Below are 17,410 nucleotides of genomic sequence, written 5' to 3' on the forward strand. Positions count from 1 at the left end.
CGGCGAATGCCGGCCCTTTCTTTTCGGATCTGCGCTCCTGCGGATTATCCCGCGACGAGGTTGCGCAGCACGTAGTGCAGGATGCCGCCGGCGCGGACATATTCCAGCTCGTCGACCGTATCGATGCGGCACAGCACTTCGATGGTCTTGGTCGTGCCGTCGGCGAACTCGACCAGGATGTCGACCATCTGGCGCGGCTTGAGATCGGCGACGCCCTTGATCGTCACCTTCTCGGTGCCGGTGATGCCGTGCGACTGCCAGCTCTCGCCGTCCTTGAAGGTGAAGGGCAGCACGCCCATGCCGACCAGGTTCGAGCGGTGGATACGCTCGAAGGACTGGGCGATCACGGCGCGAACGCCGAGCAGGCGGGTGCCCTTGGCGGCCCAGTCACGCGACGAGCCGGTGCCGTATTCCTTGCCGGCGAAGATGACGAGCGGCGTGCCCGCCTCCTTGTAGTCCATCGCCGCGTCGTAGATCCACTTCTGCTCGCCGTCCTTCATGGTGACGCCGCCTTCGACGCCCGGCACCATCTGGTTCTTGATGCGGATGTTGGCGAAGGTGCCGCGCATCATCACATGGTGGTTGCCGCGACGGGCGCCGTAGGAGTTGAAGTCCTTCTTGGCGACCTGGTGCTCGAGCAGATAGACGCCGGCCGGCGCCTCCGCCTTGATCGAGCCGGCCGGCGAGATGTGGTCGGTGGTGATGGAGTCGAGGAACAGGCCCAGGACCGCGGCGCTCTCGATATCCTCGAGCGGCTTCGGCTCCATGGTCATGTCTTCGAAATAGGGCGGGTTGGCCACGTAGGTCGAGTTCATCGGCCACTTGTAGGTCATGCCGCCCTCGACCTTGATCCCCTGCCAGTGCTCGTCGCCCTTGAAGACGTCCGAATAGCGCTCGCGGAACATCTCCTCGGTGATCGAGGAGCGGATCAGGTCGGTGATCTCCTGGTTGGTCGGCCAGATGTCCTTCAGGTAGACCGGGTTGCCGTCCTGGTCCTCGCCGAGCGGATCTTCGGCGACGTTGATGTCCATCGAACCGGCGATCGCGTAGGCGACGACCAGCGGCGGCGAGGCGAGGTAGTTCGCCCGCACGTCCGGATTGACGCGGCCCTCGAAGTTGCGGTTGCCCGACAGCACCGAACAGACCACCAGGTCGTTCTCGTTGACCGCCTCGGAAATCGCCGGGTCCAGCGGACCGGAGTTGCCGATACAGGTGGTGCAGCCATAGCCGGCCAGGTTGAAGCCCAGCGCGTCGAGGTCGGCCTGCACGCCGGCCTTCTTCAGGTAGTCGGTGACCACCTGCGAGCCGGGAGCCAGCGAGGTCTTCACCCACGGCTTGACCTTCAGGCCCTTCTTCAGCGCGTTGCGGGCGACGAGACCGGCGCCGATCAGCACCGACGGGTTCGAGGTGTTGGTGCAAGAGGTGATCGCGGCGATCACCACGTCGCCGTCGGCCAGGCCGTGCGACTTGCCGTTCACGGAGTAGCGCTGGCGGGCCGTGCCGGTGACGCCGGTGGCGCCTTCATCGACAAAGCGCGATTCGCCGGCCGAACCGGGAAGCGTGGAGGGGTCCTTGCCGCCGCCCTTGATCTCGCGCAGCGCGACGGCGAACTTCTCGGCCGCCTCGTCGAGCGCGACGCGGTCCTGCGGACGCTTCGGGCCGGCGAGCGAGGGCACGACGGTGGAGATGTCGAGCTCGAGCGTGTCGGTGAAGACCGGCTCCGCCGTGTCGGAAGTGCGGAACATGCCCTGCGCCTTGGCATAGGCCTCGACCAGCGCGACGCGCTCGGCATCGCGGCCCGTCGAACGCAGGTATTCCAGCGTGTCCTCGTCCACCGGGAAGAAGCCGCAGGTCGCGCCGTATTCCGGCGCCATGTTGGCGATGGTCGCAGCGTCCTCGAGGCTCAGGTTGTCGAGGCCCGGGCCGTAGAACTCCACGAACTTGCCGACCACGCCCTTCTTGCGCAGCATCTCGACGACGCGCAGCACCAGGTCGGTGGCGGTGATTCCCTCGCTGAGCTTGCCGGTCAGCTTGAAGCCGATGACCTCGGGGATCAGCATGGAGATCGGCTGGCCGAGCATGGCCGCCTCGGCCTCGATGCCGCCGACGCCCCAGCCCAGCACGGCCATGCCGTTGACCATCGTCGTGTGACTGTCGGTGCCCACCAGCGTGTCCGGATAGGCCAGCGTCTCGCCGTCCTCGTCCTTGGTCCACACGGTCTGGCCCAGATACTCCAGATTGACCTGGTGGCAGATGCCGGTTCCCGGCGGCACGGCGCGGAAATTGTCGAAGGCCGACTGGCCCCAGCGCAGGAACTCGTAGCGCTCGCCGTTGCGCTGGTACTCCAGCTCGACGTTCTTGGTGAAGGCGTCCTGGGTGCCGAAATAGTCGATCATCACCGAGTGGTCGATGACCAGGTCGACCGGCACCTGCGGGTTGACCTTCTTCGGGTCGCCGCCGAGCTTCACGGCCGCATCGCGCATGGCGGCCAGATCCACCACGGCCGGAACGCCGGTGAAGTCCTGCATCAGGACGCGCGCCGGGCGGTAGGAGATCTCATGCTCGGAGGTACGGGTCACCAGCCACTTGGCGACGGCGCGGATGTCGTCCGCGGTCACCGTGCGGTTGTCCTCGAAGCGCAGGAGATTCTCCAGCACGACCTTCAGCGAATAGGGGAGCCTGGACACGCCCTCCAGACCGTTCTTCTCCGCCTCGGGGAGGGAGAAATAGGTGTAGGTCTTGTCTCCGACCTGGAGCGTCTTCTTGGCCTTGAAACTGTCGAGTGATTTGGTCACGCTGGCGGTCCCCTTGTTGTCCTCGGGCGGATGCGGCCCCATGGCTGCCTGTCACCCGACGAATGCGCTCCCCCGGCGGAAAGCGTCGTCTTGGGATACGCCGCCGGCCGGGTTTGCCGTCTCGCGTCGGCGGACACTGGAGCGTGTCCGCGTGCGGGTTGGCGCCCGTATAGCGAATTTCCGCGCGCGGGGCCAGCGGTTAGCAGCGCCATTCCTCTCGTCAATATGGGGGAGTCCCGGCGCGCCGGGCGCCCCGGGCAGCGACGCATTGCCGCTTGATCGCCGCCGGCCTGCATGCCATGCCTCGTCCTGCCGGACGGACGCGCCGTCCGGGCGCGAAAAACCGCCGCTGCCGGCCATCCCTTGGCCGGCGCATGCAGCAGATCCGGGGCCGATGCGTCTTCTTGCCGAACAGCTTGCCTGCGACCGCGGAGGCCGCAGGGTCTTCGCCGGCCTGTCGCTCGCGATCTCCAGCGGCGAGGCCATGGTCGTCACCGGGCCGAACGGCGTCGGCAAGTCCAGCCTGCTGCGCGTCCTGGCCGGCCTGGTGCCGCCGACCGAGGGCGCGATCCGCGTCGAGGGCGGCGAGGCGGAGGCCGAGCCTTTCGAGCACTGCCACTATGCCGGCCATCTCGACGCGGTGAAGCCGGCCCTGTCCGTCATCGAGAACCTCGCCTTCTGGCGCGATTTCCTTGCCGGCCTGCCCGCCCTCGGCGGGCTCCGACCGCGCAGCGCGCACGAGGCGCTGGACCTGCTCGGCATCGGCCATGCGGCGGAGCTTCCCGCCGCCTACCTGTCCGCCGGCCAGCGGCGCCGGCTGGCGCTCGCCCGGCTTCTCGCCATTCCCCGCCCCGTCTGGCTGCTCGACGAGCCGACCGCCGCGCTCGATGCCGCCTCCGAGGAGCTGCTCTGCGAACTGATGCGCGATCACGTCGCCGCCGGCGGCATCGTCATCGCCGCGACCCACCAGCCGCTCGGCCTCGACGGACTGCTGAAGCTGCATCTCGAGGCGCCCGATCCGCTCGAGACGGAGATGCCGGCATGAGCAGGGCAGACGACCGTCCGCGCGGCTGGGCCGCGGCCCTGTTTTCCCGCGAGCTGCGGCTATCGCTGCGCTCGGGCGGCGGTGCGCTGATCGGCGTGCTGTTCTTCCTGGCCGTCGTCACGGTCATCCCCTTCGGCGTTGGCCCGGATCTCAACCTGCTCGCCCGCATCGGCCCGGCCGTGCTGTGGATCGGCGCCCTGCTCGCCACCCTGCTCGGCCTCGACCGCCTGTTCCAGGCCGACCGCGACGACGGCTCGCTCGACCTCGTGCTGATGGCGGGGCGTCCGCTGGAGGTCGTCGTGCTCATCAAGTGCCTTGCCCACTGGGTCGGCACCTGCCTGCCGCTGGTGGCCGCGGCCCCGGTGCTGGCGATCTTCCTCAACCTGGAACCGCTGGCCATCGGCGCGGTGACGCTGACGCTGGCCGTCGGCACGCCGGCGCTCACGCTGATCGGCGCGGTCGGCGCGGCGCTCACCGTCAGCCTGCGCCGCGGCGGGCTGCTGCTGGCCGTCCTCGTGGTGCCGTTCTCGATTCCCGTGCTCATTTTCGGGGTCAGCGCGGCCGGTGCCGCCATCACCGAGCCCGCCCCGTTCCTGGCGCCGTTCCTCTATCTGTGCGCGGTGACGCTGATCACCGCCGTGATCGGCCCCTTTGCCGCTGCGGCAGGACTGCGCTTCTCGGCCGACTGACGGGAACGTGAACGTGTCGCATTCTCCCTGATTGAAAGCGGGCGCCGGCGACATTAGAAAAGGTCCATGGGATTGATGGACCTTGCCAACCCGACGCGCTTCATGTCGTTCTCCGGCCGGCTTCTGCCGTGGCTGGGGGCCGCTTGCGCGCTCGCCTTCGCCGCCGGGCTCTACCTGACCTTCTTCGTCGCGCCCGACGACTACCAGCAGGGTGCCACGGTCAAGATCATGTTCCTGCATGTGCCCGCCGCGTGGCTGGCCATGATGTGCTACTCGATCATGGCGATCTCATCGCTCGGAACCCTGGTGTGGAAGCATCCGCTCGCCGACGTCTCGGCGCGCGCCGCCGCCCCCATCGGGGCCGCCTTCACCTTCCTGTCGCTGGTCACCGGCTCGCTCTGGGGCAAGCCGATGTGGGGCACGTACTGGGTCTGGGACGCGCGGCTGACCTCGGTCCTCGTGCTCTTCGTCATGTATCTGGGGCTGATCGCCCTGTGGCGGACGATGGAAGACCCGATCCGCGCCGGCAAGGCAGCCGCCGTCCTCACGCTGGTGGGCGCGGTCAACCTGCCGATCATCAAGTTCTCCGTCGACTGGTGGAACACGCTGCACCAGCCGGCCAGCGTGATGCGCCTCGACGGCCCGACCATCCATCCGACGATCCTCTGGCCGCTGCTCACCATGGCGCTCGCCTTCACCCTGCTGTTCCTCGTCATGCACCTGATGGCGATGCGCAACGAGATCCTGCGCCGCCGCCTGCGCACGCTGCAGCTGGGCGCCGCCAGCACCCGCATCGCCGCCGCACGACCACAGGCCGCTGAATGACCGAGCTTCTCGACCTTGGCCCCCACGCGGGCTTCATCCTGACCTGCTACGCGATCACGGCGGCGACCATCGTCGGCCTGTTCGTCTGGCTTGCGGCCGACCGCGCCAGCCTGACCGCCTCGCTGGCAAAGCTCGAAGCGGACGGCGTGCGCCGCCGCTCGGCCGCCTCTTCGTCCGGAGAGCGCTGATGAGCACCGAGACCGGGACCGCCCCTGGATCCGGCGGACGGCCGGACGGCGCCGCCCCGCGCCGCATCCCGCTTCTGGCCCTGCTGCCGCTTGTCGTCTTCGGCCTGCTCGCCGTGCTCTTCCTGGTTCAGCTGGTCAGCGGCAAGGACACGTCCAAGGTTCCCTCCGCGCTGATCGACAAGCCGGCGCCGGAATTCTCGCTGCCGCCGGTTCCCGGGCTTATCGACCGCGGCACGCCCGTTCCCGGCGTTTCCCGCGCCGATCTTCTCGGCAAGGTCAGCGTCGTCAACATCTTCGCCTCCTGGTGCGTTCCCTGCCGCCAGGAACACCCGCTGCTCGAAGAGCTCGCCCGCTCCGGCAAGGCGCAGATGATCGGCATCAACTACAAGGACAAGGCGGAGAACGCCCGCCGTTTCCTCGGCACGCTCGGCAATCCTTACGCGCTTGTCGGCGCCGACGAGAACGGCCGCGCGGCCATCGAGTGGGGCGTCTACGGCGTGCCCGAGACCTTCATCGTCGACGCCACCGGCACCATTCGCTTCAAGTTCATCGGCCCGCTGTCGCCGGAAAGCTACCGCGACGTCTTTCTCCCGCAGCTGGAAAAGGTGCTGGCGAGCACCGGCGAGTGACCCGCACACCGCCGTTCCCGATTGCGTGATTTCAAGCCCTCGTGAGTGGCCTTCACCCGCGGCGCGACCTAATGTCGGGCCACTCAGGTCGCGGCGTCCGTCGCGGCGCCACATCACAGGAATGGTCAGATCCCCCGATGCGGGCACCGGCACATCTCATTCTGTCCGTCTTTCTGTCGCTGGCCGCGGCGCTCCCTGCCGCGCAGGCGGGCGAGCAGCGCGCCGTCGTCGAGCTGTTCACCAGCCAGGGCTGCTCCTCCTGTCCGCCGGCCGACAAGCTGATGGGCGATCTCGCCCGCCGGGGCGATCTCGTCACCCTCACCTATCCCGTCGACTACTGGGACTATCTCGGCTGGCGCGACACGCTCGCCTCGCCGGACTACAGCGCCCGCCAGCGCGCCTATGCCGAAGCGCGCGGGGACCGCGCGGTCTACACGCCGCAGATCATCGTCAACGGCAACGGCCATGTGGTCGGCAGCGACCGCGGCGCGATCCAGGCCGAGCTGGACAAGCAGAAGCCGCTGCCGGTCACCGTCGACCTGGAGATGGCCGGCGATCTGCTGAAGGTCCGTGTCGACGGCACGCTTCCCGCCTCCGCGAAGATGGCGACCATCTACTTCGTCTTCGTCTCCCGCCCGATCGAGGTGGAGATCGAACGCGGCGAGAACAGCGGCCGCAACATCGTCTACCATCATGTGGTGCGCGGCATCCGCGCCGTCGGCATGTGGGAAGGCGGCCCGGCCACCTACCGCCTGCCGGCCAGCGAAATGCGCAAGATGAAGGCCGGCCACTGCGCCGTTCTGGTGCAGGTCGAGCCGGGCGGCCGGCCGGGCATGATCCTCGGCGCGGCCATGCAGTGAAAGCAACCGACGGGTTTGTCTTGAAGGCAAAAAAGGGTTAGGGCTTTGCCCGCAACCGGGGTCCCGGTGTCCCGGATCACTTGCGAGGCTGCCCTCCCATGACCCTTCGACTGCGAGTCGCGCTCGCCAGCATCTTCGTCGGCATCGCCGTCCTCGCGCTGAAATACCTGGCCTATCGGTGGACCGGGTCGGTCGCACTGTATTCCGACGCACTGGAATCGATCGTCAACGTCGCCTCCGCGATCGCGGCGTTCCTCGCCGTGTGGTTCGCGGCCAAGCCCGCCGACAGCAATCACCCCTACGGCCACCACAAGGCCGAATACATGGCCGCGGTCCTGGTCGGCGTGCTCATCGTGCTGGCGGCCCTGTCGATCGGTCACGAGGCCTGGACGAACTATCTCGATCCGCAGCCGGTCGACTTCACGCCGGAGGGCCTGGGAGTCAACGCGCTCGCCACCGTGCTCAACGGCATCTGGGCCACCGTCCTGGTGCGCATCGGCCGCGGCCACCGCTCCATGGCACTGGTCGCCGACGGCAAGCATCTCTACACCGACGTCTTCTCCTCGCTCGGCGTGCTGGCCGGCGTCATCCTGGTCATGCTGACCGGCATCCGGGAGCTCGATTCGCTGCTGGCCGGTCTCGTCGCGCTCAACATCCTGTGGTCGGGCTGGGGCTTGATGAAGGAATCGCTCGGCGGGCTGATGGACGAGGCGGTCGCCCCGGCGCTACAGGATCGCATCCGCGACGTCATCTCCACCTCGGCGGACGGCGCCATCGAGGCCCATGACCTGCGCACCCGCTCGGCCGGCCATGTCGTCTTCGTGGATTTCCATCTGGTCGTGCCGGCCGACATGACCGTCGAGCGCGCCCACGACATCTGCGACCGCATCGAGGCGGCGATCTCCAAGGAGGTGCCGGGCGCGCGCACGACGATCCATGTCGAACCCGAGCACAAGGCCAAGCATACCGGCATCGTGGTGATCTGAAGATCCTCGCGCCGGGACGGCAGCCGGATCAGCCCGCGCGCTCCGAGATCGCCCGGTCGAGGGCGGAAAACAGCGCCGCCGGCAGCACCGGCTTTTCCAGCAGCAGATCGAAACCGGCGAGGTCCTCGCGCTCGCGCGCCGAAAGGGTCGCGGCGGTGATGCCCAGCACCGGCAGTTGGCCCCTGCCCGAGCCTTCCTTCGCGCGGATTTCCGCCAGCGTCTCGATCCCGTCCATGCCGGGCATGTTGATGTCCAGCAGCACCGCGTCGACCGGCTCGCGCTCCAGCAGCTCCAGCGCCTCGCGCCCGCCGCTCGCCAGCAGCGTGTCGCAGCCGAAGGCGCCGAGCATCGCCTCCATCATCTTGCGGTTCGCCTCGTTGTCGTCGACGACCAGCAACCGCCGGCGCACCAGGCAGCGGATGTTCGGCGCCTCGCGCCAGTTGCGGGCGCCGCCGCTCGCCGCCCGCGCACGCGCGCCCTCGAAGGGACGCAGCGGCAGGCGCAGCGAAAACCGGCTTCCCGCCGGCGAGCTTTCGGCCAGTTCCAGCCGTCCGCCCTGCGCGACCGCCAGCCGGCTGGCGCTCCACAGTCCGAGCCCGCTGCCGCTCGCCGTGTCGCGGGCAAGCTCACCGCGCCGCCTGGCGCGAAACAGCAGCGGCCGCTCCTCGTCCGGGATGCCGATGCCGGTATCGGCAAGGCTCAGCTCCAGCGTGCAGGCGCCCCCCTCGTCCCCATCGCCGGAGACGCGGGCGGTGAGCGCCAGCCCGCCCTCGGCAGTGTATTTCAGCGCATTGTCGTAGAGCACGGACAGGATGCGGCGCAGCGCCAGCGGGTCGGCCACCCGGTAGCCGGACAGCGCGGCGGCGATGTCGCGCCGCTCGGCAAGGCCGCGCACCCGCGCCTCGGCCGAGAACAGCTCGCACACGGACAGGATATCGGTGGCCGCGTCGCAGGCGTCCCCGCTGTCCGGCGCCTCGCCGGCGAGCCCCTGGGTCGTCATCGACAGCAGGGCATCTATCGCCATTTCCAGGGTCCGGAGCGCCGAGGCCTGTCGCTGGGTGGTCGGGTCTGCGCCGATCATCTCGGCCGCCGTGCGCATCGCCGCCAGCGGCGTGCGCAGGTCGTGCAGCAGCACCGCCACCCGGTCGACGGAAGCAGCCTCCTTGTCGCCGGCATCGGCTGCCGGCCCGGTTGCCGACCCGCCTGTAAGCGCCTCGCCCTGCGGTGCGACCGTTCCGACCATGATGCCGAATCTCCTCGCGTCCCCTTGTCTGCCATGGTGCCCGACCTGCCGGGCAAATCAAGCAGACATGACGGACATGCTTGACTGCGACTTGTCGGCGCATCCCGGGCATGCGAAAGAGCGATCATGGTCGACCAGATCCTCTCCATCGTTCTTCCCGTCTTCGCGCTGATCGGCATCGGCTACGCCGCCGCCCGTTTCGGCGTCCTCGATGCGAAGGTCGGCGACGCTCTCGGCCAGTTCATCTACGTGATCGCCATTCCCGTGCTGATCTTCCGGACGCTGGCGACCAGCTCCCTCGGCGGCGTCTCGCCCTGGGGCTTCTGGATCTCCTATTTCACCGGCGTCGCCGTCGTCTGGACCCTCGGCACGGTGATCGTCCGCCACATATTCGGGCGCGAGGCGCGCGCCGGGGTGATCGCCGGCATCAGCGCCGGCTTTGCCAACACGGTTCTCGTCGGCATTCCCCTGATCACCGCGATCTATGGCGAGGAGGGGCTGGTGCCGCTCTTCGTGCTGATCTCGATCCACCTGCCGGTGCTGACCATCGTCTGCGCCGTCCTGATGGAGCGGGCCGCCGTGATCGACGGCACCCAGGAGGCCAAGCCCCTGGGCGAGCTGCTGCTCGGCATCGCCCGCAACCTCGCCACCAACCCGATCGTCATCGGCATCGTCGCCGGCGGCATCTGGCGCGTGACCGGCCTGCCGATCGAAGGCGTCCTCGCCGACGTGCTTTCGCGCATCGCCGGATCGGCGATCCCGGTTGCCCTGTTTTCGCTCGGCATGAGCATCGTCGCCTACGGCATCCGCGGCAATGTCGGTCCCGGCCTGCTGCTCAGCGTGCTGAAGATCGGCGTCATGCCGGCGGTGGTCTATCTGATGGCGGCGCATGTGGTGCACCTGCCGCCCCTGTGGGTCTCGGTGGCGACCCTCACCGCCGCCTGCCCGACCGGCATCAACGCCTTCCTCTTCGCCAACCGCTACGGCACCGGCCACGCCATGTCGGCGAACTCGATCACCATGACGACCGGCCTTGCCGTCGTCTCCACCGTGCTGTGGATGGCGTTCCTCGGGCTTTGAAGCTGCACTCCCGTCAGGCGCCGCCCGGCGCCAGCCCGACCAGCCGCCGGATCGTGTCGGGCGTTACTCCCTTGGCCCGCAGCTCGGCCAACGCAGTATCGCCTTGCGACTTCGACAGCTTGCGACCGTCCTCGCCCAGCACCAGCCGGTGGTGGCGATAGAGCGGCTCGGGCAGGCCGAGCAGCACCTGCAGCAGCCGGTGCACCGCCGTTGCCTCATAGAGGTCGCGCCCGCGCACCACATGGGTGATGCCCTGCAGCGCATCGTCGACCACAACGGACAGGTGATAGCTCGTCGGCGTGTCCTTGCGCGCCAGCACCACGTCGCCCCAGCGCGCGGGATCGGCGGCAATGCGCGCCGGCGCCTGCCGGCCCTCGTCGTCCGGCAGCTCTTGCCAGGACAGCGGAGCGGCGAGAAGCGCCTTGCAGCGGGCAAGCGCCGCCGCCATGTCGAGCCGCAGCGCGAACGGCGCTCCTTGCGCGTCGCGCGCGGCGATCTCCTCAGGCCCCAGCACCGCTTCATCGCCGGGATAGAGCGGCGCCCCGTCCGGGTCGCACGGCCAGGGCGCGCCGCGCGTCTCCGCCAGCTGCGCCACCGCGCGCGCGATCTCGCCGCGGGTCAGGAATGCCTTGCGCACCAGCCCCATGGCGGACAGGCGGTCGAGAGCCGCCGCATACTCGGGAAAATGCTCGGATTGCCGGCGCACCGGCTGCTCCCAGTCGAGCCCCAGCCAGGCCAGATCCTCCAGCACCCCGGCCTCGAGCTCCGGCGTGCAGCGGGTCCGGTCGATGTCCTCGATGCGGATCAGCAGCCGCCCGCCGAGCGCCTTCGCCATGCCCGCGTTGAGCAGCGCGGACAGGGCATGACCCAGATGCAGGCGGCCGTTCGGCGAGGGGGCGAAGCGGAGGACGGGTCGGCTCATGACGTGATCTTGTTGGCGATCCCCGCCGCCGCGTCAATCTTCCGGCGAAGGCGAAAGACCGGCCCGCCTCAGCGCTCCTGGTCGTCCATGTCGCTGCAGGTCTTCAGCGTGATGCCGTCGGGCAGCTTGGTCGTCGCATCGCCGCAGGCTCCGACCATACGCGCCCCATCGAGGCCGCTGGCCCCCGAAAGGTCGGCCCCCACCAGCCGCGTGCGGCGCATCAACGCCCCGTCGAGCCGGGCGCCCGACAGGTTCGCGCCGGTCAGGTCGGCACTGGAGAAATGCGCGCCGGACAGGTCCGCATCGCTGAAGTCGGCCCCGACCGCGCTCACCCGGTCGAAATCGGCATTGGGCAGCCGCGCGCCGACGAATTTCGCCGACATCAGGTTGGCGCGCTCCAGGTTGACGCCCTCCATCTTCGCCTTGCTGAAATCGGCGCCCGAGGCCACCACACGGATGAGCAGCGCCTGGCGCAGGTCCGCGCCCTGAAGTCCGGCGCCCACCAGGTTGGTTTCGATCATGTCGGCATTGCGCAGGTCCGCCCCTGCAAGGCTGGCCTCGGTCAGCACGGCCTTTTCCAGATCGACGCCGCGCATCGACCCCTTCGACAGGTCCGCGCCGGTCAGGTCCGTGCGCTCCAACTCGGTGCGGCGCAGGTCCGCCCCCTTCAGGTTGGCCCCGACGAGCGAGGCCTCCTTGAGGTCGGTTTCGCGCAGGTTCGCGCCTTCCAGCCTCGCCTTTTCCAGCTTGAGCCCGCGCAGCTCGGCCAGCCGCAGGTCGCAGCCGGCGCATTCGCCGCTGCGCTTCAGGCGCTCCACATCGCTTTCGGCAAGCGCCGGTCCCGTCCCCGCTAGAAGAGCGAGCACGACCAAGGCCGCAGCGCGGACCCGTTCCGGCCGCCCATGCGCAAAACTGGCAGCGAATATCGTCATCTCGAACCTCTCCCGTCGGCCCGGCGCCTCTTCCCTTGCTGAACAGTTAGGGCGCGGGAGCGGGCAATTTAAGGGCGCGGCGGCGCAACGGGCCGAGAATTCGCCTCCCCGCCCGAACGGACCTTGCGGCATTGTGGAAAAACGCTGTTAATACCCTGTGGAAAATGCGGATGCGCAGCAAGGAGGAGCTGCGATACGCCCCGGCAAACGACGGCCGGACGAACACGGGGGGAGACATGAACCATCCTGGTCACGCACCGGCTTTCCGCCGCCTGCGGCAGCTGCTGGCGGCATTGTCCTGCACGCTCGTGCTGCTCGTTGCAGCCGGCGTGGAGAGCCCGGCACACGCGGCCGGCCTCATCGCCCGCATCGATCTGTCCGACCAGCGCATGCGCGTCTACAGGAACGGCCGGCAGATCCACGACTGGCCGGTTTCCACCGCCCGGCGCGGCTACCGCACGCCCGTCGGCACGTTCCGGCCCGGGCGCATGCACAAGCGCTACTTCTCGCGCAAGTATCACGGCTCGCCGATGCCGCATTCGGTGTTCTTTCTCGGCGGCTATGCCATCCACGGCACCAACGACATCCGCAATCTCGGCCGTCCCGCCTCGCATGGCTGCGTGCGGCTGCACCCCGACAATGCCCGCCGCCTGTTCTCCCTGATCCGCGATGGCGGCAAACAGAATGCGCGAATCGTCATCACCCGGTAACCTTTACCGGCGATGGCCGGCCCGGCCGGTTGCGCAAGCGACTGGAAATGGGGAATAATCACCGGACGTAGCAGCCGAGCGGTGCGCCTTGCGCAGCTTTCGGCAGTCGTCATCCGGTCTATGCAGCACTTGCAGGCCGGATGGGATGCTGGCGGGACGAAGGAAGACAGCGGGGTCGCATTTGCCGCCTTCCCTCGTCCGCCAATCGCTGACGACGCACAACCTGACTATCAGCGTGCCAATGATGGAGCAAAACCCTTGCCAAATCGTTGGCACGCTGATTTTCACAGATGTGGTGCGCACCCCTTCCAAAACCGCAAGATGCTGAGGCCGTTAACCGGTCTCTAACCGCCCCTGCGACGCAATCTGCAAGGCGAAGCGCGAAAGCCGGTTAAGGCGCGTTAACGAAGCCCTCGAAACCGCCTGCCGGGCAGCGAATCGCATGCCGGAAAACGAATCACTTCGCCGGTGATGGTCACAGGAACTCGGCGCGCAGATCGACGCTCGAGCGCTTGCCGACGGCCTCGTAATTCTCCTCGGCCCAGTCCTGCGCCGCCGCGCGGCCGATGTCGCGCAGATGGGTGAGGAAGCGCCATTCGGCATTGACCTTGGAGGAGGCCTGCAGCGGGTTCAGCTCGGTTGCCGAGATCCGGTGCATATGGACCTTCTGGTAGTGCCCGGCCTCCAGCTTGCCGTCCTCGATCAGCCGGGTGACGAACTCGATGGCACGCATCTCGCGCAAGAGCGTCGAGTTGAAGGTGATCTCGTTGAGCCGGTTCAGGATCTCGCGCGCCGTGCGCGGCGTCTCCTTGCGCTCCACCGGGTTGATCTGCACCAGCACCGTGTCGCTGCTTCCGGTCGTGCCGAACAGCGGGAACAGCGGCGGATTGCCCATGTAGCCGCCGTCCCAATAGGGCACGCCGTCGATCTCCACCGCCTGGAACACATGCGGCAGGCAGGCCGAGGCCATCACCGCATCGAGCGTGATCTCCCCGTCGGAAAACACCTTGATCTTGCCCGACTGCACGTTGGTGGCGCTGATGAAGATCTTCAGCCGGTCGCAGGCGCGCACCGCCTCGAAATCGACCGTTGCCTCCACCACGTCGCGCAGCGGATTGATGTTGAGCGGATTGAACTCGTAAGGCGAGGCGAAGCGCGAGGCGATGTCGAAGGCCAGATAGCTCGGCGACATGTCGAGGCTCCACTGCCCCATGATGATGTCGATGGGCGAGCGCCGCAGCGGGCTCAGCCAGGCCTGATCGCTGACCGCCTTCCAGAATTTCTCCAGCGCCTCGCGCGCCCCGTCCTCGCCGCCCTTGTGGAAGCCGTCGGCCAGCACCACCGCGTTCATCGCCCCGGCCGAGGTGCCGCTGATGCCCTCGACGGTGAAGCGGCGGCTCTCCAGCATCCAGTCGAGCACGCCCCAGGTGAAGGCGCCATGCGCCCCCCCGCCCTGCAGGGCAAGGTTGATCGGCTTGGGAGCTTTGCTCATGGCGCGCCTCGGGCTGTCGTGGGGTGTGAGAAGGACGGCACCGCCCGGCACACGGGCCGGGCGATCGGGATCGGTCGTTGTGGCTGGCCGCCCTTACTGTGCGACCCAACCGCCGTCCATCTGCAGCATGGTGCCGGTGATCGAGGCCGCCTGGTCGCCGGCCAGGTAGAGCGCCAGCGAGGCCACCTGGTCGACCGTGACGAACTCCTTGGTCGGCTGGGCGGCCAGCAGGACGTCGCGCTTGACCTGTTCCTCGGTCATGCCACGCGCCTTCATCGTGTCGGGGATCTGGCGCTCGACCAGCGGCGTCCAGACATAGCCCGGGCAGATCGCATTGACGGTGATGCCGCACTGGGCGACTTCCAGCGCGATGGTCTTGGTGAAGCCGGCGATGCCGTGCTTGGCCGCCACATAGGCGCTCTTGAACGGCGAGGCGACCAGCGCATGCGCCGAGCCGGTGTTGATGATGCGGCCCCAGCCGCGCGCCTTCATGCCCGGTACGGCGGCACGCGTCGTGTGGAAGGCGGAGGACAGGTTGATCGCGATGATCGCGTCCCACTTCTCGATGGGGAATTCCTCGACCGGCGAAACGTGCTGGATGCCGGCATTGTTGACGAGAATGTCGACCGACCCGAACGCCTCTTCGGTCTCCGCCACCATCGCGGCGATCTCATCCGGCTTGGTCATGTCGGCGGCCGAATAGCGGCACTTGACGCCGAACTCGCTCTCGATGCCGGCACGCTCCTTCTCGATCGCCGCGGCATCGCCGAACCCGTTGATCATCACATTGGCGCCGTTCGCCGCATAGATGCGGGCGATGGCAAGCCCGATGCCCGAGGTCGAGCCGGTGACGAGGGCTGTCTTGTTGGTGAGCATGCGAAGGGATCTCCTGTCCTGGCGGACGCTGGAAACGGTCCGAAAATCGGTGCCGCCTGCGCCGGACCGGCGCGGCAAGGCCACCTTTTGAGGCGGCCCGCCACATAGAACATGAGATCGCGCTGCGCTGCAACAAGGGGCGGCGGGCCGCCCGGGTCACCCTGTCGCAGGCCGTTCGCGTCAGTCGGCCGGAGGTGCCGCCGGCGGAGGCATGTCGCGTTCGCGCAGGATGTAGTAGCCGCCGGACAGGATGCCGATCTGCAGCGCGGTCATGGCGATCTGCAGCGCCAGCGACAGGATCAGCACGGCGATCGCGCCGAACACAGCTCCCTCGCCCATCGTCTTGGCCACAACCGACAGGACCATCTCCACGGCGCCGACACACAGGCCGGCGCCGACGGCAGCCAGCGCCATCGGCAGGCCCAGCCCCTCGCTGCGGGCGAAGGCCTCGGCAACGCCCAGCGGCTCGTCCAGCGCCGTTGCCGGCAGGATGAGGAACAGTCGCATCAGGGCCGGCAGGACGAATACGACCACAACGGCGATGGCGATGAAGAGGCTGGTCATGCCGTTCACCATCACTCTCACCAGGGTCACGAATATGAGCAGCGGCACCGCCGCGATCAGAGAAACCAGCAGCGTCTTGCCGAGATAAGCGATCTCGCGCCGGCCGAAGCTGAGGTTCACCGGGCCGGGCCGCTCGCCCAGCAGCAGATTGCGGTGCCAGGCGACGGCGATGGAGGCGTAGGAGCACACCCACACGCCCATGACCACCAGCACGACCACCTTGGAATTGGCAGCGAGCAGCATCCCGAGCACGCCGAGCACGGCGACCAGCGCATACCAGGCCCAGACGATCCGCAGGAACCCGTCGAAATCGGAAAACAATGCCTTGAACGCACCGGTGAACAGCCGGGCGGTTGTCCTTGCAAACATGGAGCCCCCTTCAAAAGACTTTCCACTTCTGCGACAGGCGGGAGCCTCAGGCAAGCCGTGATCGTGCTGCGGATGCGAAGGAATGCAGGGAATGTGCGGCCTCAGTCGCGTCCGGAGCGGGAATCCAGCACCGAACGCACCGCCTTGCGGGCCTTGTCGCGGCCGGCCTCGGCCCGTCGTTCGGCCGCCCGCTCCGCTTCGGTGATCTTGAGACCCACCCTCTCCACGAAGCGCTCGCGCGTCAGGGCATAGGCGGTGGCATGCAGCGAGGCGAACAGCCAGGTGACGATCACCATCACGCCCATCGGCACCAGCGCCGAGCGCAGCTCCGCGGCCAGGCCCGTCGCCGGCACGAACGCTTCGCCAACCAGCCAGACCAGGCCGACCCACAGGCCCGACACCAGGGCGGCCAGCAGCGCCACGGCCAGGGCTGCGAGAACCAGCGCCCAGCCGATGCCGGCGGTCAGGCGCCAGGAGTCTCCCAGCGACATGCGGTCGTCCAGCGCGGCGGCCGGCAGCACCAGCGACAGGCGTTGCACCAGCATCACCGTCAGGAACGGACTGGCCACCAGCAGGGTGAAGCCGGCCGGCGCCACCACCGGCAGCAACAGTCCGGCCGCCAGCAGCATCGGCACGAAGAAGACCCCGGACAGCACACCGAGCAGCAGCAGCTTCCAGGCGACCCGCAGGTTGCGCGCGCCGAAAGCGAGAGGAAACGCCCGCTCGCCCAGCAGGATGCGCCGCAGATAGGCAACGGCGATGGAAAAGCCGGTGGCGATGTTGGCGAGCCCCGCCAGGATGCGCAGCGCCCGTTCGCGCTCGTCGCCGGCCGCCGCACCGGCCAGCGGCTCCATCATGTAGGAGCCGGTGGAAAAGCCCGTTGCCGGCATCAACTGGCCGCTGATTGCGAGGTTCAGCACCAGCAGCAACAGCATGTAGCCCCAGCCGGCGGCGAACAGCGTTCCGAACCGGTCGCGGGCAAGATCGAGGGTCCGGCTGAGAACGACGAGCAGCATGGTCGGGCTCCCTGCCCCTTTTCAAAAAATGGCGCCCTTGAGATGCGACCTCGCACCGCCCGCGTCAAGCAGGCGCGGGCGGTGCGCTCTGCTGCGGCCTTGCGAAAGCACGTGGCGCGCCCTATTCAATCGGCGGTATCCTTGCAAGGCGGGGGCTCAGGCCTTCCGCAAGATCGGGACGATCGGCGA

General features: G+C 68.3%; 17 protein-coding genes. 9 read left to right on the top strand and 8 right to left on the bottom strand.

From position 1 onward, the window contains the following. Positions 1-44: 44 nt before the first annotated feature. Complete coding sequence (gene acnA / locus H7H34_RS19880; RefSeq protein ID WP_371811432.1) at positions 45-2,795, bottom strand: aconitate hydratase AcnA; 2,751 nt, start codon at positions 2,793-2,795, stop codon at positions 45-47. A 394-nt stretch (positions 2,796-3,189) separates the two neighbouring features. Between acnA and ccmA the strand changes: the two genes are divergently transcribed. The 7 genes from ccmA (at position 3,190) to H7H34_RS19915 (ending at position 8,017) form a co-directional block, all read left to right on the top strand. Next, positions 3,190-3,840 (top strand): heme ABC exporter ATP-binding protein CcmA, encoded by a 651-nt coding sequence (gene ccmA, locus H7H34_RS19885; RefSeq protein WP_185926207.1) that lies wholly within the window; start codon positions 3,190-3,192, stop codon positions 3,838-3,840. Beyond that, on the top strand, positions 3,837-4,529 hold the full coding sequence (gene ccmB / locus H7H34_RS19890) for a heme exporter protein CcmB (RefSeq protein WP_185926208.1): 693 nt from the start codon (positions 3,837-3,839) through the stop codon (positions 4,527-4,529). The genes ccmA and ccmB overlap by 4 nt, the downstream gene beginning before the upstream one ends. A 66-nt stretch (positions 4,530-4,595) precedes the next feature. Beyond that, entirely contained in the window at positions 4,596-5,354 is a 759-nt protein-coding gene (locus tag H7H34_RS19895) for a heme ABC transporter permease (protein WP_185926209.1), read from the top strand. Then, on the top strand, positions 5,351-5,542 hold the full coding sequence (ccmD, locus tag H7H34_RS19900; RefSeq protein WP_120270116.1) for a heme exporter protein CcmD: 192 nt from the start codon (positions 5,351-5,353) through the stop codon (positions 5,540-5,542). The genes H7H34_RS19895 and ccmD overlap by 4 nt, the downstream gene beginning before the upstream one ends. Continuing rightward, positions 5,542-6,171, top strand: coding sequence for a DsbE family thiol:disulfide interchange protein (locus H7H34_RS19905; RefSeq protein WP_185926210.1), 630 nt, complete (start codon positions 5,542-5,544; stop codon positions 6,169-6,171). Before ccmD ends, H7H34_RS19905 begins: the two co-directional genes overlap by 1 nt. 137 nt (positions 6,172-6,308) lie before the next feature. Next, complete coding sequence (locus H7H34_RS19910; protein ID WP_120270114.1) at positions 6,309-7,031, top strand: DUF1223 domain-containing protein; 723 nt, start codon at positions 6,309-6,311, stop codon at positions 7,029-7,031. A gap of 98 nt (positions 7,032-7,129) precedes the next feature. Beyond that, positions 7,130-8,017, top strand: a complete 888-nt coding sequence (locus H7H34_RS19915; RefSeq protein WP_120270113.1) for a cation diffusion facilitator family transporter — start codon at positions 7,130-7,132, stop codon at positions 8,015-8,017. 28 nt (positions 8,018-8,045) lie between these two features. Here the strand turns inward: H7H34_RS19915 and H7H34_RS19920 are convergent, their stop codons facing one another. Continuing rightward, on the bottom strand, positions 8,046-9,260 hold the full coding sequence (locus tag H7H34_RS19920) for a hybrid sensor histidine kinase/response regulator (protein WP_185926211.1): 1,215 nt from the start codon (positions 9,258-9,260) through the stop codon (positions 8,046-8,048). Positions 9,261-9,386: 126 nt separating this feature from the next. Between H7H34_RS19920 and H7H34_RS19925 the strand changes: the two genes are divergently transcribed. Next, a complete protein-coding gene (locus H7H34_RS19925; protein ID WP_120270111.1) occupies positions 9,387-10,340 on the top strand; it encodes an AEC family transporter in 954 nt (317 codons plus the stop codon). A 13-nt stretch (positions 10,341-10,353) separates the two neighbouring features. Here H7H34_RS19925 and gluQRS read toward each other — a convergent pair whose 3' ends face one another. Further along, positions 10,354-11,262, bottom strand: coding sequence for a tRNA glutamyl-Q(34) synthetase GluQRS (gene gluQRS / locus H7H34_RS19930; protein WP_185926212.1), 909 nt, complete (start codon positions 11,260-11,262; stop codon positions 10,354-10,356). Positions 11,263-11,330: 68 nt separating this feature from the next. Next, a complete protein-coding gene (locus tag H7H34_RS19935) occupies positions 11,331-12,194 on the bottom strand; it encodes a pentapeptide repeat-containing protein (protein ID WP_185926213.1) in 864 nt (287 codons plus the stop codon). A 236-nt stretch (positions 12,195-12,430) separates the two neighbouring features. Here H7H34_RS19935 and H7H34_RS19940 point away from each other — a divergent pair, with 236 nt between their 5' ends. Beyond that, complete coding sequence (locus H7H34_RS19940) at positions 12,431-12,904, top strand: L,D-transpeptidase (RefSeq protein WP_185926214.1); 474 nt, start codon at positions 12,431-12,433, stop codon at positions 12,902-12,904. 475 nt (positions 12,905-13,379) lie between these two features. Here H7H34_RS19940 and H7H34_RS19945 read toward each other — a convergent pair whose 3' ends face one another. The 4 genes from H7H34_RS19945 to H7H34_RS19960 form a co-directional block, all read right to left on the bottom strand. Next, entirely contained in the window at positions 13,380-14,396 is a 1,017-nt protein-coding gene (locus H7H34_RS19945; protein ID WP_185926215.1) for a patatin-like phospholipase family protein, read from the bottom strand. 93 nt (positions 14,397-14,489) lie between these two features. Next, entirely contained in the window at positions 14,490-15,272 is a 783-nt protein-coding gene (locus H7H34_RS19950) for a 3-hydroxybutyrate dehydrogenase (protein WP_185926216.1), read from the bottom strand. A 180-nt stretch (positions 15,273-15,452) separates the two neighbouring features. Continuing rightward, a complete protein-coding gene (locus H7H34_RS19955; RefSeq protein ID WP_120270106.1) occupies positions 15,453-16,205 on the bottom strand; it encodes a hypothetical protein in 753 nt (250 codons plus the stop codon). A 101-nt stretch (positions 16,206-16,306) separates the two neighbouring features. Then, on the bottom strand, positions 16,307-17,221 hold the full coding sequence (locus tag H7H34_RS19960; protein ID WP_185926217.1) for a 4-hydroxy-3-methylbut-2-en-1-yl diphosphate synthase: 915 nt from the start codon (positions 17,219-17,221) through the stop codon (positions 16,307-16,309). Positions 17,222-17,410 lie beyond the last annotated feature (189 nt).

The sequence above is a fragment of the Stappia sp. 28M-7 genome (assembly GCF_014252955.1).
Taxonomy (GTDB): Bacteria; Pseudomonadota; Alphaproteobacteria; order Rhizobiales; family Stappiaceae; genus Stappia.